Genomic DNA, 23,604 nt, shown 5'->3' with positions numbered 1-23,604 from the left:
CCCGCGATCCAGGCTGAACCAGCGAACCTACTGGCGTTCATAGGGGGCGCAGCCAAGGATCCGCTTCCTCCATTGCGGATGTCGGCCATCCAACACCATGCTCTCAACGAGCGGGTTCGAGCCGATCGTACCCCTTGGCGCGGTAGACGATGATCGAGGCGATCCACGCCACCACGAAGATGCCGACGACGGCGAAGCCTGCCTCGCCGAGGTTATCGTTGAGCGTGCCTACTACCCGCCACACGCCGCCCTCAAGCCCGAGCTTGTCGCCAATCAGGCCCAGAGCTTCCAGGCCGCCAATGAACAGCGCGATCGTCGCGGAGGCCGCTGTGATTGTCAGGTTGTACCAGAGCTTGCGGATCGGGTTGTCGAGCGCCCAGCCGTAGGCGCCGGTCATCAGTACGCTGTCGGTGGTGTCCATGAGCGTCATCCCCGCCGTGAATAACGCCGGGAAGATCAGGATTGACCAGAACGACAGGCCCTGCGTGGCCTGCGTCGCGGACATGCCGAGCAGGGCGACCTCGGTCGCGGTGTCGAAGCCCAGCCCGAAGAGGAAGCCGATCAGGTACATGTGCCACGAGCGCGAGACCACGCCGAAGATCCGGCGGAACACGCGTGCCAGCAGCCCGCGCCCGGCAAGAAGCGCATCCAGATCCTCGTCCACGATCTTGCCGCCCCGGCGCACGCGGCTGAACGCGGTCCAGACACCACGCAGGATAAACAGGTTGGCGATGCCGACGACGAGCAGGAAGGTCGCCGAGACCGCCGTGCCGATCAAGCCGCCAATGCCGTGGAACTGGTCGAGGCTGTCCTTCATCGCTCCAGCCGTGACGGCGATCAGGCCCGAGGCCAGGATGACGATCGTCGAGTGGCCGAGGGAGAAGAAGAAGCCGACCGCGTGGGGCTTCTTGCCCTCCTGCATGAGCTTGCGCACCACGTTGTCGATGGCCGCGATGTGGTCGGCGTCGAAGGCGTGGCGCAGGCCGAAGCTGTAGGCCAGGAAAGCGGTCGAGAGCAGGACGGGCTGGTGGGCGAAGGTCGTGAAGGCCGCGGCCCAGGCCGCGATGTTGGCGGCGATCAGGACGGCGTAGACGAGCCCGACCTTTACCCTCAGACGGGCAGGCTGATCGTCGAAGGGATTGGGCAGCAAGGGTCCGCTCCGGATGGTAGGGCTCGTCTCAGTCAGGGAATGCCCGTCAGAACCGCCCCGCGAGGGTCAGGCGTACCGCAGTCGGTTCGACGGGGTGAAAGTGCCGATCGGCGACGGCTGCGGCCTCTCCGGGCAGGCGGGACTCGTAGTAGTAGGTGATCTGGTCGGCCTTGGCGTTCGTCAGGTTGAGCACGTCGAGGGCGAGGCTCACGCCATTGTCGAAGGTGTAGCCGATCCTACCGTTGAGCAGCGCGGTCGGCTTCGAGCGCACCGAGTTGTCCTCGATCAACGGCCGGGGGCCGAAGTACCGGAAGCGCAAGCTGCCGAACCAGCCCTGGCCTTCGCCGAAGGTGACGCCCGCCGACGCGATGGTGGTCGGCGCCTCCGGCACGCGCTGGCCGACAGGATCGCGGTCGGAGAAGCGCGCGTTGGTGATCGTCAGATCGCCCTCCAGCCGCAGCCAGGGCGTGATCGCGTAGTGGTTGCTCCATTCGATGCCGAAGCGCCGCGTCGGGCGGCTCGGCTCGGTAGTGCCGGTGTCGCCCTGGAAGAGGTTCTCGGAGGCGAAGTCGAGTCGGAACAGGGCGAGGCTGGTCTCCAACCCGGCGATCGAGCGGTTGCGGATCCCGACCTCGTAGCCCGTCGAGGGCACCAGGAAGGGCGAGCGGCTGATGTTGAACAGAGGGCTCGCCGGATCGACCGTCGCGGTGATGCCGCGGGCGTCGTTCGAGTGGAAGCCGCCGCCGTAGTTCAGGTAGATCTCGGTATCCGCCCACGGCCCGAACACCGCCCCGAGCTTCGGGTTGACGATGCTGTCGCGGGCGCGGCCCGAGTTCGCGGGCGTGTCGGAGCGGACGTCGGCATAGTAGCCGTCCGCCCGGAAGCCGACGCTGGTGCGCAGCCAGTCGGTCCAGCGCACCCGGTTCTCGTAGTAGAAGGCCGCGCTCGCCTCTAACACCCGATCGTCGAGCACGGTCGAGCGGTACTGCCGCGCCGTCGTGTTGAACAGGCCGACCCGGATGTCGTCGGTGCGGGTCTGCACGCCGATCTCGTTCTCCATCGGCAACCCGAACAGGTCGCCCTGGAAGACGCGGCTGATCTCGCCGCCACCGAGCACCCGGGCGTCGCGCTGGCGGAACTGGTCGCCGTTGATGGGGTCGTTGAGGAAGTAGGTGAAGTTGTTCCAGAGGTTCATCTGGTAGCGGATCACGTAGGCCGAGGCCCGCGTGATGCCGCCCGCGTCCGACTGGCTCCAGCGTCCGGAGAGCGAGAAGCGCCCGGTGTCGCCGCCATCGGTCGGGTCGAGGGTGCCGTAGCGGCCGATGAACCCCTCCGCCACCGCCCGCTCCGGGATCTGGTTCGTGGCGTTCCACTTGGCCCAATACGCCATGCCGGTGACGGCGAAGCCGTCCGTCGCGGTGCCCTGGCTGTAGCGGGCGACGCCGTTGAGCTTGCGCAGGGCGTCGGGCACGACCCACGGCCCGTCGTAGGTCTGCGCCTCGCCCGCCACCAAGAGGTTGCCCGCGCCGAGCGGCACCGAGGCCGACGAGAGCCCGCGCTTGAAGCCGAAGCTGCCGAGGGTAGTGAGGGCGAGGTTCCGGTCGAGCTTGTCGAGGTAGTCGATCCGCACCGAGCCCGCGGAGGCGAAGTCGCCGTCGCGGACGAAGTACGGTCCCTTGTGGAATTCGACCGCGCCGACCAGTTCGGGGATCAGGAAGTTGAGGTCGGCGTAGCCCTGGCCGTGGGCGTGGGTGCGCATGTTCACCGGCATGCCGTCGACGTGGATGGCGATGTCGGTGCCGTGGTCGAGGTTGAAGCCGCGGAGGAAGAACTGGTTGGCTTTGCCCTCGCCGGAATGCTGGGTGACGATCAGGCCCGGCACTTCCTCCAGCACCTCGCCCGGGCGGGTGACGGGGCGGCTGTTGATCTGGGCGCCCGAGATGATCCCGGCGCTGGCAGCATCGACAGGGCGAAGGCCGCCGCCGATCCCACTGATGCCTCCGACGTACCCGGCGCTGGCGGCAGCGCTGGACGACGCGGGCCGCGGCGCAGCGACTTCGATCTCGTCGAGGCGGATCTCGCCTGCCGCCTCCTGAGCGACAGCGGGAGGAGCCAACAGGAGCGCCGCGGCGCACGTAAAAACCGATGGAGCTATCGACAGGCGGGAAGTAGGCACGGGCGGGACCTGGGTAACGGCAGTGGCACGTCACCGCGAACAAGGCCGCCCGGATCCCGATGACCCGTATCGACACCCGCCAGGACACCCCGCCCGACGCGCTTCGCGCGTGACCACGACTGACGGCAGGTCTCCTGGCTCACGGGTCGCTGCCTTCATGCCGTCTTCCCGGATGGGTTCCATCCAGTGACTTGGTGGCGGAAGACTCACCGTTCACAGTTGCGGGGGCAGCCGGGGTCTTGGCGCTCGCGCGCCTCACCGCGTTCCCTTTTGATCCCCGAGGGGAACCGTCAAAACAACCCTTGGCGAGGATTGTGTTCGGCGTCAACGCGATGGCCAACAATCCCGTTAGCCGTGCCCTGGCCGCGACACAGCGGTCGTGCTCGATAGCACCGGGGGAGATTGTACGGGCGCAGGTAATCATGAGCCGTGTGCGGCTCCGAACCCGAGCGCGAGTACGACTGAGGGGGTTGAGCGCTGCTGTTCCAGTTGCACGACCGCCGTTCCGGCACCCAAAAAGGCTTTGCCGGGCTACCAACTCGACGAGTTCTTCCCATGTGCCTTCATGGAAAGCCAGAAGTCCTGCTCACCTCCATGCACTCGTTGTACTTAGCAGAAAATCGGTGTTGTTTTCTACGGGTCCGATGTCGGAATAACTATCGCACGAGTTCGTCGAATTCAAGTTTTTGTTCCTAAAACTCGTTGCGGCGAGATCTACGCCTTCGGCTTCGACCTCACCGGGCGTCCTCGCCCTCGGCTACTGCGCTTACGCGCCTCCGCCGAGGACTTCAGGCGCGCATGGGAGGGGAACTACTTCGCCTCCAACCCGCTCTCGAAGAACTTCTGGATCGATCTCCTTCGTCTCGCACTAGATCCTACGCTTTTCTCCCCCTCCACAACGCTCAACGAATAAGCGCTGTGGAAGAGGAGATGTAATTTCGTTCGCACTGAGTCGGAAACGGTCAATCAGCTACTTACTCGGATCTCTCCGAGGCAGGCGGTCACCCTGTACCTGCATTGCAGCCCTATCTCTGGCGCACCCTCGTAAAGTGCTTGGTCGGGATGGTCCGGGTGAGTGCTCGACGACGAAGTGTCGGAGCCCTTTCTCAACCGGGTCTTGCCCAATGCTGGTGCTTGAATGCCATGACGGTCGCCCCTTTCGGGGCATTCGTGGGATCGAGCGAATTGACGAACTCGACCTCCACGTGATCCAGCCGAAATTCTACAACGGCCTGGATCATCATTTACGTGCCTTTCACCGATCGCTGTCGGTCCGGGAGCCGTGCCGTTGCCCTACTTCAAGGGACCGTCCGCCCGATCGGTTGCTCTCACCTCATCCGTCCCGTCTACGGCCGACGCCTTCACGCGTCCAAGCACCTCAATCTCCGGGATAGTGTTTTGGCCGGGTCAGCCATCAGGATCTTGCGATCACCCTGAGCAGTATCTTGAACGACAATAAACGAAAATATTCGTTGTGACAATTTATTTATTATTGCAGCCATGCACGCCATGAGCAACGCAATTTTTTCTTAATGTCAAATTAAAACAAACCTCCATCAAGCAATTTAAGTTTTCGATTCGCTGTAGCGGCCTGCTAAAAAGAGATGGTCACCTACACGGACCATTTTTCAGTATGTGTTACTACAATGATTGCGTGAATGCCTGTTCGACGTCGAGCGAATGGCTGAATCTTCCCGAGGCATCGCGATGATGGCTCCCCGCATCCCGAAGGGCTCGTCCCGCACTGAGAGGCAGTGCGCTGCTATCAAGGCCGCTGCCTTCAGGAAGAATTACCCGCGCTCCCAGCGGCTTAATGCCGAACATTATTGCTCGGTCAGTGCAAACTGGGTCATTCCCCCGTTCAAGATCATGCCATGCGCCAGAGACTGGCTTGATGAGCACTGTCCTGGGTGGGGCTTGCTTTATACCTCCGTGGGCGGGAGCTACATCGGCTTCGCCAAACCCCACCATACGGCGTGGTTTGAGGTGGCTGCGTCCATGATGCTCTACCGGGAACAATGGCGCTCGCGTCAGGACGCGACGGCGCGCGAAGATCGTGAGGATCGGACCAAGAAGCTGGCCCATTTCCGGGCGGAGTACCCGGTGACGCATCGACTGCGTCGCGCCGCCCAATATCGGATTTGGCAGATGTGCTACCATCCCATCCTTCTCGAAGACGTGCGTGAGTGGCTCGATGAGAACGCGCCTGGATGGTCGCAATTCCCGAAGACCCGCTTTATCGGTTTCGCGGACCCTGATCATGCGATTTGTTTTAAGATGGTCTGGGGAGGCGTCCAGTGATTGGCGAGGTGGTCACCGCTGTGGTCGACCACATCACCACGATCGAAGCCAATTTCGCCCACGCCCGTCATCACATCCGCGAGCTTGAGGGTGAATTGACTGACTGCCGAGCCCGATAGGGTATTCGCGAAGCGATGGTCCTAGCCCGGGTCGCGCGCCTTATAGAACATTAGCAGCGGCGTCGAGGCGAGGGAGAGCAGGTGCTGCGGAACGCCAGCGGCTGGTAGGCAGAGGGGCTCGCCGTTTAGAGATCGGCGGCGGGCCGCTCCTACCGTTCGGGCGAGTCAGCAGCCGCTTCCGACCTATTGCAGACGAGCGGTCCCTTTGCCGGTAGAACGTCCTGCATGACGGAACACACGAGCATCCATGTACAGCGCGCCGATCATGTCGGCTTCGCGGTCGGCTCCCTCGACGAGGCACTTCGGTTCTGGGTCGATGGGCTCGGCGCACGCCTCGTGCGGACGGGCGAGATGGGGGGCGAGTTCCTCGGTCAGGTAACCGGAGCGCATGGGGCGAAGGTGCGCCTAGCGATCGTTTCGCTGGCGGATCAGACGATCGAACTCCTGGAGTATCAGGGTCCGGACCGACCCAGCGTACCAGCCAAGCCGTTCGACCCAGGCTTCGCGCATCTGGCCCTTGTGGTCGATGACATCGACGCGCTCCTGATGCGGATTTCCGCCTACGGCTGGAAGGCGCAAGGCACGCCGCAGCCGATCGCGAGCGGTGCGCGGGCTGGAACGCGGGTGATCTACGCTGTTGGTCCTGACGGCGCGACGATCGAGTTCATGCAGCCGCCAGCTACCGCCAAGGATCACTAATTCCGCCGGGCAGGTGTCCGCTTCCGACCCGTAGGACGCGGACGATCGAATCCCAACAAAGGTTATGGTTGGTCGAGGCCCTGCTTGGCTTCCGCCGTCACCGGGGCAAACAGATTGACGAGCGTGCCGTCCGGGTCGCGCAGCAGCAGCGAGCGGTTGCCCCATGGCATCGTCGTCGGCGGCTGCACCAGCGCCGAACCAAGGTCGGGCACGAGCCGTGCGTATTCCGCGTCTACATCACCGACCCGGAACTCGATGATCGCGCTGCGGTTGGCCGCCGCCTGGGCAACGGCGTCACGGCCGAACAGGGCCAGGGTGCGCGTGCTGCCGACCGCCAGCGTCGCGCCCGTCGTGCGCAACTCGGCGAAGTCAGGCGTGTAGCGGGTAGCGGGGAGCCCCGTCACCGCCTCGTAGAACGCGACGAGACGATCAACGTCAGCGGTGATGATGCGGGTCGAGGCGAGATGCACGCTGTCCTCCGGAACGGCCGCGGCATTGACGCCGCGGAGCATGGGCGTAACCGAACCCTGCTGACACCGTCCTGTCAGCAGGGATGAGCCGATGCGTCGCGCCGATCGCCTGTTCCAGATCATCCAGATCCTGCGCCGCTCGGCGCGACCGATCACAGCCTCGATGCTGGCGGCCGAACTCGAAGTGACGGTCCGCACGGTCTACCGCGACGTGGCGGACCTGATCGCGCAGCGCGTGCCGATCCGGGGTGAAGCAGGGATCGGCTACATCCTCGACCGCGACTACGACATGCCGCCGTTGATGCTCAGCACTGACGAGTTGGAGGCGGCGGTGCTGGGCGCGCAGTGGGTCGCAGATCGCGGCGATTCAGGGCTGGCGAACGCGGCGCGCGATCTGCTTGCCAAGATCGCCACCGTCGTTCCCGACCATCTGCGCCCGTTTGTTGCCGACCCGGGCGTCGGCGCTGCTCCGGCCCGCGCCACGTCCGTCGATGGCCTCGACATGGCGCGGCTGCGTGCCGCGATCCGCGCGGGGTGTGTCAAACGGCATCGGAACGGGACCCCTGATCGGCGTCCAATCGGGCCCCCTTGTTGAGCATGCGCGACGCCCCTGCTCAGCCCGGCGAAGCGGGTCGGGGTGGCGCAGCCGGGCTGAGCAGGGGGCCAGGATGAGCCGCGCACAGGCCGCCCTCACGCCCGGTTCTTGAAGCGCCAGCTCTCGTTGCCGGTCTCGACGATCTCGCAGTGGTGGGTCAGCCGATCGAGCAGTGCCGTCGTCATCTTGGCGTCGCCGGCAAACACGCTCGGCCACTCCCCGAACGCCAGGTTGGTCGTCACCACGATCGAGGTGGTCTCGTAGAGCCGGCTGATCAGGTGGAACAGCAGCTGACCGCCCGACTGCGCGAACGGCAGGTAGCCGAGTTCGTCCAGCACCACCAGGTCGGGCCGGGCGAGGTGGTCGGCGATGCGGCCCTGCCGGCCGGCTCGCGCCTCGGCCTCGAGCCGGTTGACGAGGTCGACCACGTTGTAGAACCGGGCCCGCGCCCCGTCCCGGATGCACGACCGGGCGACCGCGATGGCCAGGTGCGTCTTGCCCGTGCCGGTGCCGCCCACCAGCACGACGTTGCGCTGGTGGGCCAGGAACTCGCCGCCGCAGAGGTCGCGCACCAGACCTTCGTTGATCGGCGTCCCGGCAAAGGCGAACTCGGCGAGGTCCTTGGCCAGGGGCAGCTTGGCAATCGTCATCTGGTAGCGGATCGAGCGCGCCTGCTTCTCGCTGATCTCGGCCTGCAACAGGTCGCCGACGATCTGCTGCGGTTCGTGGCTGCGCTTGAGGGCGACCTTGATGATCTCGTCGTAGGCCGCCTTCATCCCGAACAGCTTCAGCTCGCCCATGGTGGCGAGGATCTGCTGACGTTCCATCATGGGGCTCTCCTCAGGCTGTCGTAGCGGGCACAGTCGGCGACCGGCTCGTGGCGCAGCCGCAGGCTCTCGGGCGTCAGCAGCGAGACGGGCGCGGGCGGCTCCCGCTGGCGGGCCAGGATGTTGAGCACCACGTCGGCCGAGTGCACGCCCTCGCGCAGTGCCTCGGCGCTGGCCGCTTCGACCGCGGAGAGGCCGTCGCCGAGCACGGCGGTGAGGATCTCGACCATCTGGCGGTCGCCGTCGGCGCTGCCGGCGAGCTTGCGGCGGATCCGTTCGAGGGCGGCGGGCAGGACCCAGTCCTTGAACGGTGCGCCGTTGCGCAGCGCGCCGGGCTTGCGGGCGAGCACGGGGACGTAGTGCCAGGGGTCGAACACCGTCTGGCCGCGTCCGAAGGCCCGCGGGTGCTCGGCGACGACGCGTCCGTCCTGGCGGATCTCGATGCGCTCGGCATAGGCGCGCACCTCGACCGGGCGACCGATGGCCGAGGCCATGACCGAGTACTTGTTGTTGTCGAAGCGCACCAGGCAGGTCGAGGACACGGCCGCCGGGACGGCGTGGAAGCCGTCGAAGCGTCCGGCGTAGGGGACCAGGGCTCCCCGTTCGGCTTCGAAGGCCTGCCAGATCGTCAGTTCGCGCTGCTCGGGATGCGGGTGGGCCTTGGCGTAGGCGACGACCCCGTCGAGCAGCAGGGCGTTGAGCTCGTCGTAGCTTCTCACCCGGACGCGCGGGGTGAACAGGCGCTCGCGCACCAGCCCGACCTGGTTCTCGACCTGCCCCTTCTCCCAGCCTGACGCGGGCGTGCAGGCCACGGGCTCGACGAGGTAGTGCGAGCACATCTGCAGGAAGCGGCGGTTGTAGGCGCGCTCGCGCCCGACGAAGATCGTCTCGACCGCGGTCTTCATGTTGTCGTAGATGCCCCGCTGGCAGGTGCCGCGGAAGAAGGCGAACGCCCGGTCGTGGGCGTCGAAGACCATCTCCTGGCTCTCGCGCGGATAGGCCCGCACGAACAGCATGCGCGAGTGGCAGAGCCGGACGTGGGCGACCTTGACCGTCGTGGTGACGCCGGCGATCAGCACGATCTCGTGGCTCCAGTCGAACTGGTAGGCCTCACCCGGGGCGAAGGCGAGTGGCACGAAGGCGGGAGCCGTCACGCTGGCCTGCTGGCGCTTCCACGTCTTGGCGTAGCGGCGGACGGCATCATAGCCGCCCTCGTAGCCGAGCCCCCGCAGCGCCTCGAAGATACGGGTCAGCGTCAGCCGCTCCCGCGCCGGCTTCCCCGTATTGGCCGCCAGCATCCGGTCGAGCTCGTCGCGCCAGGGCCCGAGCTTGGGTGCAGGCTGGACGCTGCGGGTGTAGCGGAAGGCAGTTGCCTCCGAGCGGATCACCTTCCTGACGACCTTGCGGGAGAGCTTCAGCTCCCGGCAGATCTGCTTGATCGGCTTATGCTGCACGAAGTACGCGCGGCGGATCTTCGCGACCGTCTCCACGACCAACATCCTCCGCGAGCCTCCCGTTCCGAATGCGGGAGGCAGTCTGGATGAAGTATCCTGGGGGTCCCGTTTGGACGCCGATCACCCCGGAAACGGGGTCCTTATTCCACGCCTAATCACAATCGGCGATCACCAACAAGGTGATGCGCGCGGCAGGCCTGCTGCCCCTGCCCGGGCAATCGGCCTATTCGTTCAGGCACTGCTTCGAGGAACCTCGTCAGCTATGCGGCCGACTGGTCGGTCTGGACTGGGTACCAGCACCCGGGCGAGGCCGGCCAATGGCCGCACCTCGACCAGCTCTACGCCTCGCCCGCCATCGACCTCGTGGCGATCGACAACTACCTGCCGCTCTCCGACTGGACCACGGGCACCGGCGGCCTCGACGCGTCGAACTGGAGCGCCCCGGCACCGACCACCTGGCCGCCCACGGCCGCCACCATGAACGGGCTCGGGCTCTCCGGGCCGCCGATGCTCGCCTCGCTCGCCTACCTGAAGGCCAACATCGAGGGCGGCGAGAAATACAATTGGTTCTACGCCGATTCGACGAACCTCGGACCCGGCCCCGATCCGCTCGGTTCGGGGCTCACCGTCTCGCGCCCGAGCGGCGACCGGGCGAACCAGATCCGCACGCCCTACGCGGCCGGCCAGCAGCTCCTCGCGCCCAAGATGCTGCGCTGGTGGTGGAACAACGCCCACCAGGCCGTCTACGACGCTGGCGACGGCCAGGGCTGGGTGCCGCGCGGTGCATCTTCGAAGTGGGTGCCCCAGTCGCGGTCGATCACCTTCACCGAATACGGCTTCCCGACCTGCGACCGCTGCACCAACCAGCCCAACGTCTTCTACGACCCGAAATCCACCGAGAGCTTCACGCCCTACTGGTCGGCCTGGGATCCGGCGGCGGGCGGTCGCCTCGCGCCGCGCCGTGACGACACCCTGGCGGCGCTCGGGCTGCAGGCGGTCTACGAGTACTGGGTGGTCGACGGGAAGAACGCCGCCTCGCCGGCCGGCCTGAAGATGGTCGAGCCGGCCTTCATGGCGGCCTGGAACTGGGACGCCCGCCCGTTCCCGACCTTCCCGCTCCTCGGCTCGGTCTGGGGCGACGCGGCGAACTGGCGGGTCGGCAACTGGCTCGGCGGCAAGGGGCCGGCCCTGCCGCCGCCGGCCGCCGACGCACCACCTGCGCCGGGCGGGCCGTATCCGGGCTTCCCGACGCTCGCGGGCCGGGGCTGGTCGACCCGCTACCGGCCGGCCTTCGCCACAACGGTGGCGGGCCACGTCTCGGGCCGCGAGAGCCGCGCCACCCGCCGCAGCCAGCCCACCTGGGAGATCGAGATGACCTTCGACGTGCTGCGCATGGATGTCATCGCCGACCTCCAGGCGCTCGTCGGTTTCTTCGGCCGCATGCGCGGGCGGGCGACGCCGTTCACGGTGCCGGTGCCGACCTATCTCGGCCAGGGCTCGTCGCTGCTCTGCCGCTTTGCCGAGGATGCCATCGCGCCCGAGCAGTTCATGGCGCGGCTGTGGGAGCTGCGCTCGCTCAAGCTCGTCAGCGTGCCGGCCTGATGTCCGGTGCCGGCCTGATGCCCGCGACCTTCCCGAGCCTGCCGGGCGCCGCTTGGCCCGTCACCAAGCGCCCGGTCACGGCGACCCGGGTGGAGGCGCACGCCTCGGGGCGGGAGGTGCGCAGCCCGCTCTATCCGGCCGCGCTCTACGAGTTCACGCTGCCGGTGGAGGGTCTGACGCCGGACGGTTCGTTCCCGGGCCTTGGTACCGCAAGCCTGCAGGCGCTGCTCGGCCTCTACGTCCAATGCCGCGGGACCTGGGGGACGTTCCTGTTCACCGACCCGACCGACGGCGCCGTCGCCAACCAGGCCCTCGCGGCCGGCGATGGCGCGACGACCGTCTTCCCGTTCGTGCGCACCCTGGGCGAGCTCACCGAGACGGTGGGATGGGTGACGGCGGTGAGCCGGGTGACCGTGGCAGGTGTCGCGCAGGCGGGCGGCTGGAGCCTGACCGTCCCGAACCTCCTCACCTTCGTGACGGCGCCCGCCGCAGGCGCCGTGATCGCCGCCGATTTCACATACGCCTTCCTCTGCCGCTTCATGGACGACGGCGTGGACTTCGAGCACCTGATGCGGGGCCTATGGCAGGTGAAGAGCCTGCGCTTCCGGAGCACCACGCCGTGAGGGCCGCGCCTTCGGCGTTGGTCGCTTACCTGACAGGCCTGCGGGCGCAGCGGGATGTCGCCCTGCTCTACGCCGACTGCTTCACGATCACCCTGCGGTCGGGCACGGTGATCGCGGTCACCAATGCCGACGTCGCGGTGCCGCTCAATGGGTTCGTCTACCTCGCCAACTCGCTGATGGTCGACGGCCTGCGCTTCCGCTGCTCGGTCGGCCTCGAGGTCGACCAGCAGCAGGTCACCCTCTCGGCACGCCCGACGGATCTGGTCGGCGGCGTGCCCGCCATGGTGGCGATCCGCAACGGCGCCCTCGACGGGGCGAGGATCCGGCGGGAGCGCGCCTTCCTGACCGATTGGACCCTGCCGCCGGTCGGCGCCGTGCTGCTGTTCCAGGGCCGTGTCTCTACTGTGGACGCAGTCGGGCGCACCGCGGCGCGGATCACGGTCGCCTCGGATCTTGTGCTGCTCGACGTCGACATGCCGCGCAACGTCTGGCAGCCGACCTGCAACCACGTCCTGTTCGATTCCGGCTGCGGCCTGCCCAAGGAGGCGTTCGGAGGCGCCGGGGCGGTCGGTGTCGGCGCCACCCCGACGCGCATCCCGTGGACGGGCGCCTCGCCGGCCTACGCCCAGGGCACGCTCACGGTCACCGGCGGAGCCAATGCCGGTGCCACCGCCACCATCAAGATGGCGGACGCCACGGGCCTGACCCTGGCCTATCCGCTCCAGACCGCGCCGGCCGTCGGCGACACCTTCGTGGCCTATCAGGGCTGCGACCACACCCTGGCGACCTGCCGGGCGAAGTTCGCCAACGCGGCCCGGTTCCGCGGCTTCCCGTTCGTGCCGACGCCGGAGGCGGCGCTGTGAAGGTCAGGAGAGGGCAGAGTACCGAAACACGAGCGAACCCCTTCCGACCTTCAATAATCCACTGTGCCGCCCATCAGGCCATCCACATCGGCATTGCTCGTCAATGCAGTCACCAATATTTCATCATTTATTGATTGTTAGTTAAATATACATTCCCATATACTTTCATTTATATATTTGAAAATCAAAATATATTTCGCATATGTCATTCATTTCATTGCCCAACCTAAATATAAGACAAGAAAAAAATCCGTTGCCATTTTGATAAATGCGAATGATGATCCAATCTTGCCGAGCCGGCCGGGGAGCGGATCGATGAATCGATGGGTCGATTTGCATATAACGATGACGACATCACCAGCCATGACGCGTCTGTTGGTGTGCGTCGGAGCCATGCTCCTCCTGCTTGTCGTGGCCGCGACATCAGGCGTTGCGGCGGCCTGCCCCGATTCCGTACCGGGCGCGAAGGTCAAGGCCGTGTACCGGCTCGACCCCGGCATCAGCGTCGACACGCAGGCGCAGCGCGACAAGGTCGCCCAAGCGCAAGAACTCCCGCGCATCCGGATCGGCGACACGATCGCTCTGGCGATCGACAAACTTCCGGACCTTCTCGCCTACGCCAAATGCCACAAGGGGCTCGTCCTGGCGCTGGACCAACGGGCGATCGCGCAGCTCAAGGCTGCCCCGCCGCTGGACCCGGCGAACGAGATCCTGCGCTTCGACCTCGGACTGGGTGGCGACGCGTCGCGCAAGGATTGGGTCCAGCATCTTGGCCAGCCCAGCCTCGCGGGGAGGACCGTGGCCGTCAGCGTCGCGCCCGTCGACGAGCCGGCGATCCCGTCCGACGCTAAGGCGCGGCTCCTGCCGGTGCCGAAGCGTCTGTTACTGCTGTGGGCGGCCGTGCTGGCGGTGCTCGTGGTCCTATTCATCGTCACCGCGCGGAGGACGGACATGCTCCGCGCGCCATGGCCAACGTTCGAGGACGCAACGGCCAAGATCATCAAGACGGTACCAAAAGCGACGCTGAAACCGCAATATAGCCTCGCGCGAGTTCAAGCCGCGTGGTGGTTCTTCGTGGTGGCGAGCGCTTTCGCGCTCATCGTGGTCGTCACAGGGGACCACGCCAACGCGCTGAACGCGTCGGCTCTGGGCCTGCTGGGCATCGGCGCCGCGACGCTGGCCGGCTCGGCCACCATCGATGCGGCGCAGGCCGACAATGGGGCCAATCGCAAGCCGGTCAACAACAACGAGTTAGATGATGCCGCGAAGGCCGGAAATTACTGGGACATGAGGCGAATGCTCGGCCTCTCGCGCAACCTGCTCTCCGACGTGATGAGCGATGCCAACGGCGTGACGTTCCATCGTTTTCAGGTGATCGCCTGGACCCTCATTCTGACGGTGATCTTCATCTACGACGTCTACCGAAATCTCGAGATGCCGGACTTCAGCACGCTTCTCGGCGTGCAAACCTTGAGCGTTCTGACCTATCTCGGCCTGAAGATTCCCGAGGCCAAACCTCCGAAGTAGGGGCTGGGACCGGGATGCCGTGACGTGATTCCGGCCGAGCCGCTAGCCCATGGTCTGCGACGGCGGTGGAAGGCCGCCATCGTCGACGGGCCGCGCTTCGCAAGGCTCAGTCTGGTTCAGGCCTGAGCAGAGGGCGCAGGTCGGAACCCGCCGAGCCGTCCTGGATCGAGTCCCGGCGGGGCCGATATCCGCCGATCGAGGGCAACTGCGCGGCAATCGGCCGAAGCGACCGGCCGGATTCGGACCGGACCCTGCTCGACCCGGCCCTGCATAGAGTTGCGGTGACCGAAGGGTCGGCCGATCCGATTGGAGCTCGTTCGGTGTCATCGCGGCCCCTGTCTCACCGGCGCCCTTGGCCTGAGGCGGCCGGCGACCGGAAATCGCTGCACGCCGCGGCCTCGACGCAGCCTCCTGAGGTCTCCGTGCTCCCGGCGTTCACCACCGGTCCGGCCGAAGGCGCCAGATCGGCCCCGACATATCGGCCGCGGACACGGACGGGAGAGCATGCATGCGCTCGACGCCGTCGATGCATGGCAACCAGTTGCCAGGATGCTGCCATGAGCGAAACACTGGAGCGCACCCGCGTCGTCGCGGAGGCGCGGCGCTGGATCGGCACGCCCTATCACCCGGGTGCCGACATCCACGGCGTCGGCGTGGATTGCGGCATGCTCCTGGTGCGGGTGTTCGTCGATACCGGCCTCGTGCCGCCCTTCGACCCGCGGCCCTACCCGCAGGACTGGCACATCCACCGCGACGACGAGCGCTACCTTGGCTTCCTGTTCGGACGCACCCGCGAGGTGGCGGCGGCCAAGCCCGGCGACATCGTGATGTTCCGACAGGGCCGGGCCTATTCCCACGGCGGCATCGTCACCGCCGCCGAGCCGCTGACGCTCGTGCATGCCTTCTCGCCCGCGCAAGCCGTGATCGAGGAACCCCTGAGCCGCAACGGGCTGCTGGCGCAGCCGTCTCGCGCGCCCCGCTTATTCAGCCTCTGGGGCGCGCCGTGAGCCTGTTCGGAGCCAAGAAGAAGCGGGCGGTCACGCCGGATTACACCGGCCTCCAGATCCAGACCGCCTCGAGCGCACTGCCGGTCGCGATCGTCTACGGCACCAACCGCGCCGCGCCGAACCTGATCTGGCACGACGGCTTCCAGACCCACGCGCAGCGCAGCAAGACCTCCGGGGCAAGGGCGGCGGCCAGAAGGCCACCGTCACCGGCTACACCTACTCGACGTGGCTGATGCTCGGCGTCGGCGAAGGACCGATCCAGGGCATCGGCACGATCTGGAGCGGACAGGCCAGCGCATCCTACCCGGCCTACGGCCTGAGCCTGATCCCCGGCACCACCCCGCAGGACGCCTGGGCGCCGGCCACGGTCCGGTATCCCGAAGCGGCCCTGGCCTATCCGGCCACCGCCTATGCGGCCGCAACCGATTTCGACCTCGGCAGCTCGGCCAGCGTCCCGCAGATCGCCTTCGAGGTGAGAGGGCGGCTCGTCGGCAGCGCGTCGAGCGCCGACGACGCCGACCCGGCCGCCATGATGGTCGATTTCCTGACCAATGCGCAGTACGGCGTCGGCTTCCCGGCCGCCTCCCTCGATGCCCGCACGATCCTGGGGAGCTCCGGCGACGGGTCCTACCAGACCTCCTGCGCGGCACTCGGCATCGCCCTGAGCCCGGTGCTGGCCGACCAGGAGACCGCCAGCAGCATCCTGACCCGCTGGCTCCTCCTGACCAACGCCGCCCCGGTCTGGTCGGGCGGCCTGCTCAAGGTCATCCCCTACGGCGACCTGCCGGTCACGGGCGGGACGGTGGCCGGCGGCACTATCACCTTCCAGCCGACCATCGCGCCGGTCTACGACCTCACCGACGACGATTTCCTGCACGCCGAGGACGAGGATCCGGTCCGCCTCACCCGCAGCGACCCGCACGGCATCCCCAACCTCCAGCGGATCGAGTGCTCCGACCGCGGCCACGCCTACGCCGCCACCACCGTCGAGGCGCGGGACCAGGCGGCGATCGAGCGCTTCGGCCTCAAAGCGGGCGCGAGCGTCACGGCCCGGGAGATCTGTTCGCTGCCGGTCGCGGGCCTCGTGGCGCAGCTCCTGCTCCAGCGCGCGCTCTACATCCGCAACACCTACGCATTCCGGCTGTCCTGGGAGTACTGCCTCCTCGAGCCGATGGACATCGTCACCCTGACCGACCCGGGCCTGGGGCTCGCCCGCACGCCGGTGCGCATCCGCGAGATCGAGGAGGACGAGGAAGGCCTGCTGACGGTCGTGGCGGAGGAGTTCCCGGGCGGCTTCGCGACCGCGACCCTCTACCCGGTCGCCGGGTCCGCCGGCCGCAGCATCAACCGCAACGTCGCCGCCGCGCCGGTCAACCCGCCGGTGGTCTTCGAGCCGCCGCCGGGGCTGACCGGAGGCGAGGCACAGGTCTGGATCGCGGTCTCGGGCGGGAGCGGCGGGGTCGCCGATCCCAACTGGGGCGGGGCGAACGTCTGGATCTCGCGCGACGGCACGAGCTACGCCGAGATCGGCACGATCACGGCGCCGGCCCGGCACGGGGTTCTAACCGCGGCTCTGCCGGCCCCGACCGGGGCGAACCCGGACACCGCCAACACCCTCACGGTGGATCTCTCCAGATCCGGCGGGGTGCTGGCGGGCGGCTCGCAGGCCGACGCCCGGAACGCCGTCACGCTCGCGCTGGTCGACCGCGAACTCGTCGCCTACGCGGGTGCAACGCTTACCGGTCCGAATGCCTATGCGCTGACCTACCTGATGCGTGGGCTGTACGGCTCGGCCCCCGCGGCCCATGCCGCCGGAGCGCCGTTCGCCCGCCTCGACGACGCGGTGTTCCGCTATTCCCTGCCGGCCGCCTATATCGGCGTGCCGATCAGCCTCAAACTTCAGAGCTTCAACGTGTTCGGCGGGGCTGTGCAGGATCTCGCCACCTGCGTGGCCTACGCCTACACGCCCGTCGGCTCGGGCCGGATGGGGCCGGTGGCGGAGGCCCTGGCAGCGGGCAACCCGGTCGACCTCGGCATCGCCTCGCAGGTCGCAGCGCTGTCCGACGATTTTGGCCTCGCCTCCGATCCCTATCCGATCTTCATCGATCTCGGGCTTGCCTCGTCATGAGCATCCGTCTGCAGTATCTGCGCGAAGCGTGGTCGTTCCTCTCGACCTTCGTGGGCCGCCCCGGCGAGATCGTGGTCGACGCGACGAACAACCGTCTCGCCATCCATGACGGGACGACCCCGGGCGGATTCCCGACGGCAACCGCAGCGGACCTGAAGAACCTTCAGAACGTGACCCGCCTCGGCGTCGGCACCACCGCCGACGCCACGAACCCCTTCGCGGCCAAGCTGAACAAGGCGCTCTGGACCGCCTCGACCGCGGGCGAGGGCGGGACCGGGGATCTGCGCTACACCCTGAACAAGGAAACCGCCGGCAACACCCTGTCGCTGCTGTTCCAGTCGGGCTTTTCCGGCCGCGCCGAGATCGGCTTGACCGGCGACGACGACCTTCGGCTCAAGGTGTCGTCGGACGGCGGCACCTGGCGCGAGGCCCTGCGGGTCGACCGCTCGACCGGCGGCCTCGACCTCACGGCGGCGGAGGCCTCGACGCCGATCGCCGCGACGGTCGACCTCGGCGGGCTGGGCTGCCTGCGGGTCGCGCTGACCGGGTCCGGCACGGTCACGGGCTTCGGCACCAGCCCGAACCGGGTGCGCCTGCTGCGCTTCACCGGCGCGGCGACGCTGACGCACAACGCCACCAGCCTGGTCCTGCCGGGAGGCGCCAGCCTCGTCACCGCCGCCGGCGACACGGCTTTGGCGGTCTCGGATGCGTCGGGCAACTGGCGCGTGGTCGACTACGTCCGCGCCTCAGGCAAGCCGATCTCCGGCCCGACTGCTGCCGACATCACGGATGCCGGCGCGACCGGCCGGGCAGTACTGACGGCGGCCGATGCCGGCGCGGCGTCCGTCGCGCTCGGTCTCGGGCCGAGCTTCCGCAATCGCCTCCGGAATGCCGGCTTCACGATCAACCAGCGGGCCGTGTCCGGCACGGTGACCCTGGCGGCGGGCGCCTACGGCCATGACGGCTTCAAGGCGGGTGCAAACGGCTGCACCTACACCTTCGCGCGCTCTAGCGGCGTGACGACGCTGACCATCTCGGCCGGGACGCTCGTCCAGGTGATCGAAGGTGCCCTCTACATGACCGAGGGCGGCACCTACACCGCGTCGTGGCTCGGCACGGCTTTAGCGCGGCTCAACGGCGGCGCCTATGCGGCCTCGCCGATCGTGGCGAACGGGCTCACGGCCGACGCGAATCTGACCGTGGAATGGGGCACCGGCACGCTCGCCCTGCCGCAGGTCGAGCCCGGCACCCGCCGCACGGTGTTCGAACCGCGTGACGACGAATTGCGGCGCTGCCTACGGTACTACTTCAGTTCCTATGATGGAACGTCTCCCGGGACGACGAACGCATGGGTTTCTTTCTCGACTTTTCTTCTGACAAAGAGTGCGTACCAGACTGTATTTAGCGTGGTCCTTCCGACCGTTATGCGGGCCGTGCCGTCCGTGACGTTCTACAGCCCCAAGAGTGGGGCCACTGGAAATGCCTATGCCAACAACTCCGATACGGACGTGCGCGTCTATGCTTCGGCAAATTCAAGAATTAGCCTTACATGCACCCTATTGGATGAGGCTATATACGGAGTCCAAGTCAATATGACGGCGAGCGCCGAGCTATGACCTATCATCTGATCCGCACCCCGACCGGCGATATCGTGCGTCGCGACGACGGCGCCGAGATCCCCGACGATCCGGCCAACCTCGACCGGCAAGCCTTCGAGGCATGGCGGGCGAGCGGGAACGTGCCCGCGGTGACGACCGCTCCCGCCGCTCTGGCGCCGGCTGCCATCTCGGATCGGCAGTTCTTCCAGGCGCTCGCGCTCGCCGGCGCGATCACGCCCGACGCGGCGCTGGCGGCGGTGATGACCGGCCAGCTGCCGGCGCCGATCGCCGCGGCGGTGGAAGCGCTGCCGGAGGCCGAGCGCTTCGCCGCCCGGATGCTGCTGTCGGGTGCGACGGCGTTCGAGCGCGGACACCCGATGGTGGCGCAGCTCGGCGCCGTGCTCGGCTACGACGCGGCGGCCCTGGACGCGCTGTGGCGCCAGGCCGCCGCCCTGTGATCCTGGTCTGACGCCCGGGCCGCACGGCCGGCGCACCACGCAAGTCCTGCACAACCTGGAGAGACGGTCATGGCCGCGACGAGTTTCGAGCGGGCGCTTTCGCTCGTCCTGACACATGAGGGCGGATGGTCGGACGACCCGGCCGACCCGGGAGGGGCGACGAATCTCGGCGTCACGATCGGCACGCTCAGCCTGTGGCTCGGCCGGCCGGCGACACGCGCCGAGGTGCGGGCGCTGACACCGGAGACCGTCGCCCCGCTCTACCGGCGCCGGTTCTGGGACGCGATCCAGGGCGACGCGCTGCCGGCCGGACTCGATGTCGCGCTGTTCGACTTCGCGGTGAATAGCGGACCGCGCCGGGCGGTGATCGGGCTGCAACGGGTGCTCGGGATCGCCGACGACGGCCGGCTCGGGCCGGTCACGCTGGCGGCGCTCCGGGGCCGGGACGTGGCGGCGCTGGTCGACGCCGTGAGCGACGGGCGGCTGTCGTTCCTGCGGGCGCTCTCGACCTGGCCGCGCTTCGGCCGCGGCTGGGGCCGGCGGGTCGAGGAGGTGCGCGCTGCCGCCCTCGCGTTCCACGCCGCCCCGGACCGGCCCGCAGCGCCATCCACCTGTCCCGCCTGCGGCAAGCCCGTCGCAGCCTGACCGCACATTCCTGTCCCTCCGCCTTCAAAAGGAGATCGCCATGAACCAGGAACAGCTCACCGCGTTGCTGCGCACCCTGCTGCAGTTCGGTGGCGGGATCGCCGTCGGGCGCGGCTGGATCGATGCCGATACGGCCACCGCGTTGACCGGCGCCCTGGTCACGCTCCTCGTCACCGTGTGGGGCCTGTACGTGCGGCGCAACGCCGGCCTCGTCGCCTCCGCGGCCGCGCTGCCGACCGTGAAGACGATCCTGGCGGACCCGGTGACCGCGAACGCGATCCCGAGCGCCAAGGTCCAGCCGGCGGAGTAGGGCGGTGCCTCTTCCCGAAGACGCCGAGGGCGTCATCATCCTGCCGCGGCGGACCTCGTTCTGGGCCATGGCGACCCTGGTGGTGGGTCTTGCCGGGCAACTCCTCTGGATCGGCTCCTACGCCGCCCGGATCGACGCCCGGCTCGAGGATCTGGCCGCCTCCGATCAGCGGCAGGCCAAGCGGGACGACGAGCGCTACGGCCTCGTCATCGGCCGCCTCGAAAGCCTGGAACGTGACCGCGACCGGCTGGTGCGCCTGGAGGAGCAGGTGCGCATTGCGACCGACTTGTTGCGTGAGATCCGGCAGGAGATCCGCCCTCCGGCCCGGCGCTAGTCTGAAACTGCCTCTGCCCGGCCGCAGCTTCGATGTTCTGCTCGCTAAGCCTTGCGACCGGATGCGCCCCTGTCGCACGGATACGAGGATAGGGGTGCGAGCCCCGCTCTCACCTAGACCGTGGCCAGGACGTGGGTACGGAGCGTCTCGACACAGATGCCGCGGCAAAAGCGCCGCAGTCACGGTCCACAAATCGTAGGAAGGACTGATCGACCGTACCGATATCCGACGCTCGGACCGGTCGACCACGCGGCTGCGTTACGGGCTCCTTGGTATTACAATCGATGGATCAAATCAATACTGCAGATTGAGTTGGACTTTATACTCGTCTCTTTTGACAAAGGTGAGGCGGTTTGTACCATTGTTGTACACGGCGGAGATGCTTGCAACCAAAGGGATGTTGGGATCAATGGGTTGACCTTTTGAGATGAGGTAGCCGAACTCGATTTGCGAATCGTGGAATTCTTTTCCACGTGCAGCGATATTCCAAAACTGTGTCACCGAACCATTGAAGTAGAATCGACTGCTCAGCCAACCAGGGCCAATTCCATCAAAGAGAAGCGTCCTGAGTTGCACCGTACCTCCCAGAAAAGCATAGTCCCGGTTCGGCCGGAATGACGTTTGACCCTGGTCGCCAACATGGAAATAATTTAATTCCGGCAATATGCGCCAATACCATGACACGTATTGTGGTCCAGTCACTAGGGCAGCCGCTCGACCTCCGAGGTTGAGTTCATTCATGCGGTAGGGCTCGAAAGTCAGACTGAACCCACCGATCTGAGCGTAACCTCGAAAATCTGTCTGAAAATAAGGGCGCAAGCCGCCAACCAGCAAGCTTGAATAGTCTCCCCCGGAATAGGCTGCTTGGAGATCGACGCCGGCTTGGAGCGCATTGCGCTCGGTAGCTAGGCGCGGGGGATTGTTAAGCGTGCCATTCACGTAAGTGAAGGCACCGTATCCCAGCAGCAGGTCACCATTTTTGATAGGATTGCCTCTGAGCGCGAGAAAGGCATTCGCATTCAACGTCTGGGTATTGGTAATCTGATTGCCCGAAAATGAAATCGAAGCACCCTTACCGTCCATAAGGTAAGGATAATCGAATGGAAGCGCCAAACCGTCCAGTGGGTCACTTCTGATGAATAAATTCTGAGGCGGCCTGCGCTCGACGCTAGGCATGATCGGCGAGCTACCGATGGGCGCCGGAGCAGTGACGCTTTCATTTGCAGCAGCAGAGTTAACGTGGCGATGTCTAGCGGCTTTTCTCGACGTGATAATCTGATCAATCTTGGCCTTCATTTCAAGAAGGTACCGATCGGATTTATCGGCCAGGGAACTCGCGTGCGCCTCACAGGTAAACGCAGTCGCGACGAGCAGTAGAGCAAGACGCATCACCATGAGCCTGCCACCAAAGGTTCGCCGGCCGCGCTGGCCTTTTTCGCTATCGCGAAGGTTAGATGGCCGATGAGATATGCACTCGAAAGGTCGGCAAGATCCAAATATAAACCACGAATTACAAATGGCTGCCAAGACCTGATTTTCGGAGCGAAAAAATTGATGACAGCTCCCGGTCCGCCCCCTCCGATATATGTCGTGAGCGGCGTACCGGGCAGGGCGCCGGCATGCGGAATCAGGCTTCTAAATTCCTGAATGACGTTGAGTGGTGGCAATGCATTCGGCGCCTGGAGCGGCATTGCAGTCGCTCCGACACCAGCCACCCCAAAACTTTGCAGCTCTGCGAATGCATGAGCAAAAAGCGCGTTGCCGTCCGCTGATGAACCTTGCGCATTCCTGGCTGAAACGACCTCTGTCAGGCGGTTCAACGCCTCTGCGTGTGCGAGGAGCGCGGTGGTGAGAGATCCCGAACTGACCGGGCGCGATTCATCGGGAGGAGGCGGTGGTTCTCCCGCATCCTGTGGCGGCACGACCTCCTCGGATCGCTTGGTCCGTGTTCGCTTCTGCGGAGTCTGGGCCATATCGACAATCCCCTCAGGTTCGGAGGTGGAAGACCGTGGTAGTACATCAGAACGAGCCCATCTGTTGAGGCTAGCGTAACCATTCCGCCTTCGCAAGCTGCAAGGCGGATGTCTGAGGCGGAAACTTATTCCAGTGAGATATACACACATAGTTCCGAACTTACTCAGAGTATCAATAAGTAAATAAAAAACTAAACGATGCCTCGTAATTTGCAAAAAATTGGATCCTGATAATAGCAATGATTCCAGATTTACTGTTGATGTTTATTACTATAGAGATATTATGAGGAAGCGCTGACACCTGCGACAACCAAGCTGTATCTGCAGAGGGGCGTCACGAGTGGGGTGAGCGCCGATGTGATTGGGATGCGACGCCTTGAACTGACGAGCCTGTTGAGGAGGAGCACACGCTGTTCTCGTTCCTGACCACGGAAGCGAACGACGCGGTCAGGCCGGAGCATCCGAAGGCTATGCCGGTGCTGCTCACCACCGTTGAGGAGCGGCGCACTTGGCTCGATGCGCCGGCTGAGGAGGCCGTACAGCTGCAGCACCCGCTCTGGGACGAGATGAGGGCCGAGGTGGCGCGTGGCTCGCGTCAGGACGGGATCTGAGGATCAGGTCGCCACCCTTGGGCCACACCGGCCCTTGCTTTCTTGCGACCCGTCCGGACTGCAGAAAACCACAACGGGGACAGACCCGACAGTGTCCAACAAAACGTCCAACAGCGATCCGGAGCCAAGTCTTA

20 protein-coding genes, 3 pseudogenes and 1 riboswitch are annotated in these 23,604 nt (G+C 66.2%); of the genes and pseudogenes, 16 read left to right on the top strand and 7 right to left on the bottom strand.

Annotation, left to right across the window (positions count from 1 at the left end; all coding sequences use genetic code 11):
- Positions 1-103: 103 nt before the first annotated feature.
- A complete protein-coding gene (locus F1D61_RS13280; protein ID WP_203158419.1) occupies positions 104-1,150 on the bottom strand; it encodes a HoxN/HupN/NixA family nickel/cobalt transporter in 1,047 nt (348 codons plus the stop codon).
- A gap of 46 nt (positions 1,151-1,196) precedes the next feature.
- Positions 1,197-3,227 (bottom strand): TonB-dependent receptor, encoded by a 2,031-nt coding sequence (locus tag F1D61_RS13275; protein ID WP_246775961.1) that lies wholly within the window; start codon positions 3,225-3,227, stop codon positions 1,197-1,199.
- A gap of 206 nt (positions 3,228-3,433) precedes the next feature.
- Positions 3,434-3,633, bottom strand: a riboswitch (cobalamin riboswitch).
- 1,400 nt (positions 3,634-5,033) lie between these two features.
- On the opposite strand from F1D61_RS13275, the gene F1D61_RS13270 reads away from it, so the two are divergent.
- Positions 5,034-5,627 carry a hypothetical protein gene (locus F1D61_RS13270; protein ID WP_203158417.1) on the top strand — a complete coding sequence of 198 codons (594 nt, stop codon included), beginning with the start codon at positions 5,034-5,036 and terminating at the stop codon, positions 5,625-5,627.
- A 344-nt stretch (positions 5,628-5,971) separates the two neighbouring features.
- On the top strand, positions 5,972-6,445 hold the full coding sequence (locus tag F1D61_RS13265; protein ID WP_203158416.1) for a VOC family protein: 474 nt from the start codon (positions 5,972-5,974) through the stop codon (positions 6,443-6,445).
- 62 nt (positions 6,446-6,507) lie between these two features.
- On the opposite strand, the gene F1D61_RS13260 is transcribed toward F1D61_RS13265, so the two are convergent.
- Positions 6,508-6,957: a VOC family protein gene (locus tag F1D61_RS13260; protein ID WP_432443263.1), complete on the bottom strand. Its 450-nt coding sequence runs from the start codon at positions 6,955-6,957 to the stop codon at positions 6,508-6,510.
- 49 nt (positions 6,958-7,006) lie between these two features.
- Here F1D61_RS13260 and F1D61_RS13255 point away from each other — a divergent pair.
- A pseudogene (locus F1D61_RS13255) lies at positions 7,007-7,450 on the top strand (helix-turn-helix transcriptional regulator); the annotation flags it as partial.
- 155 nt (positions 7,451-7,605) lie between these two features.
- On the opposite strand, the gene istB reads toward F1D61_RS13255, so the two are convergent.
- Positions 7,606-8,337 (bottom strand): IS21-like element helper ATPase IstB, encoded by a 732-nt coding sequence (gene istB, locus F1D61_RS13250; protein WP_203158950.1) that lies wholly within the window; start codon positions 8,335-8,337, stop codon positions 7,606-7,608.
- Between the two features lie 5 nt (positions 8,338-8,342).
- A pseudogene (gene istA / locus F1D61_RS13245) lies at positions 8,343-9,836 on the bottom strand (IS21 family transposase); the annotation flags it as partial.
- A gap of 180 nt (positions 9,837-10,016) precedes the next feature.
- Here istA and F1D61_RS13240 point away from each other — a divergent pair.
- The 12 genes from F1D61_RS13240 to F1D61_RS13190 all read left to right on the top strand — a co-directional run bounded on the left by F1D61_RS13240 (position 10,017) and on the right by F1D61_RS13190 (position 20,886).
- A complete protein-coding gene (locus F1D61_RS13240; protein WP_203159052.1) occupies positions 10,017-11,393 on the top strand; it encodes a baseplate megatron protein TIM-barrel domain-containing protein in 1,377 nt (458 codons plus the stop codon).
- A gap of 17 nt (positions 11,394-11,410) precedes the next feature.
- A complete protein-coding gene (locus F1D61_RS13235) occupies positions 11,411-12,016 on the top strand; it encodes a DUF2460 domain-containing protein (protein ID WP_203158414.1) in 606 nt (201 codons plus the stop codon).
- The gene (locus tag F1D61_RS13230) at positions 12,013-12,879 is read left to right on the top strand and encodes a DUF2163 domain-containing protein (RefSeq protein WP_203158413.1); all 867 of its coding nucleotides are present in this window, start codon (positions 12,013-12,015) and stop codon (positions 12,877-12,879) included. The genes F1D61_RS13235 and F1D61_RS13230 overlap by 4 nt, the downstream gene beginning before the upstream one ends.
- Before the next feature lie 363 nt (positions 12,880-13,242).
- Positions 13,243-14,406, top strand: coding sequence for a hypothetical protein (locus F1D61_RS13225; RefSeq protein ID WP_203158412.1), 1,164 nt, complete (start codon positions 13,243-13,245; stop codon positions 14,404-14,406).
- 557 nt (positions 14,407-14,963) lie between these two features.
- Positions 14,964-15,413: a hypothetical protein gene (locus F1D61_RS13220; protein WP_203158411.1), complete on the top strand. Its 450-nt coding sequence runs from the start codon at positions 14,964-14,966 to the stop codon at positions 15,411-15,413.
- Positions 15,410-15,646, top strand: a complete 237-nt coding sequence (locus F1D61_RS34180) for a hypothetical protein (RefSeq protein ID WP_246775860.1) — start codon at positions 15,410-15,412, stop codon at positions 15,644-15,646. The genes F1D61_RS13220 and F1D61_RS34180 overlap by 4 nt, the downstream gene beginning before the upstream one ends.
- Entirely contained in the window at positions 15,646-17,541 is a 1,896-nt protein-coding gene (locus F1D61_RS13215; RefSeq protein ID WP_246775859.1) for a phage tail protein, read from the top strand. Before F1D61_RS34180 ends, F1D61_RS13215 begins: the two co-directional genes overlap by 1 nt.
- Positions 17,538-19,157 (top strand): hypothetical protein, encoded by a 1,620-nt coding sequence (locus F1D61_RS34175; RefSeq protein WP_432443262.1) that lies wholly within the window; start codon positions 17,538-17,540, stop codon positions 19,155-19,157. The genes F1D61_RS13215 and F1D61_RS34175 overlap by 4 nt, the downstream gene beginning before the upstream one ends.
- On the top strand, positions 19,154-19,597 hold the full coding sequence (locus F1D61_RS13205; protein ID WP_203158410.1) for a hypothetical protein: 444 nt from the start codon (positions 19,154-19,156) through the stop codon (positions 19,595-19,597). The genes F1D61_RS34175 and F1D61_RS13205 overlap by 4 nt, the downstream gene beginning before the upstream one ends.
- 69 nt (positions 19,598-19,666) lie before the next feature.
- Entirely contained in the window at positions 19,667-20,242 is a 576-nt protein-coding gene (locus F1D61_RS13200) for a glycoside hydrolase family 108 protein (RefSeq protein WP_203158409.1), read from the top strand.
- Between the two features lie 40 nt (positions 20,243-20,282).
- A complete protein-coding gene (locus tag F1D61_RS13195; protein WP_203158408.1) occupies positions 20,283-20,552 on the top strand; it encodes a hypothetical protein in 270 nt (89 codons plus the stop codon).
- A gap of 4 nt (positions 20,553-20,556) precedes the next feature.
- Positions 20,557-20,886: a hypothetical protein gene (locus tag F1D61_RS13190; RefSeq protein ID WP_203158407.1), complete on the top strand. Its 330-nt coding sequence runs from the start codon at positions 20,557-20,559 to the stop codon at positions 20,884-20,886.
- A 294-nt stretch (positions 20,887-21,180) separates the two neighbouring features.
- Here F1D61_RS13190 and F1D61_RS13185 read toward each other — a convergent pair whose 3' ends face one another.
- Together F1D61_RS13185 and F1D61_RS13180 are read right to left on the bottom strand one after the other, a co-directional pair.
- Positions 21,181-22,281, bottom strand: a complete 1,101-nt coding sequence (locus tag F1D61_RS13185; RefSeq protein WP_203158406.1) for a hypothetical protein — start codon at positions 22,279-22,281, stop codon at positions 21,181-21,183.
- Complete coding sequence (locus F1D61_RS13180) at positions 22,275-22,859, bottom strand: hypothetical protein (protein ID WP_203158405.1); 585 nt, start codon at positions 22,857-22,859, stop codon at positions 22,275-22,277. The genes F1D61_RS13185 and F1D61_RS13180 overlap by 7 nt, the downstream gene beginning before the upstream one ends.
- A 392-nt stretch (positions 22,860-23,251) precedes the next feature.
- Between F1D61_RS13180 and F1D61_RS34170 the strand changes: the two are divergent.
- Positions 23,252-23,470, top strand: a pseudogene (locus F1D61_RS34170) (SOS response-associated peptidase); the annotation flags it as partial.
- Positions 23,471-23,604: the final 134 nt, after the last annotated feature.

Source organism: Methylobacterium aquaticum, from assembly GCF_016804325.1.
Taxonomy (GTDB): domain Bacteria; phylum Pseudomonadota; class Alphaproteobacteria; order Rhizobiales; family Beijerinckiaceae; genus Methylobacterium; species Methylobacterium aquaticum_C.
The sequence above is the reverse complement of the archived record's forward strand: the minus strand, read 5'-3'. Positions and strand labels throughout refer to the sequence as shown.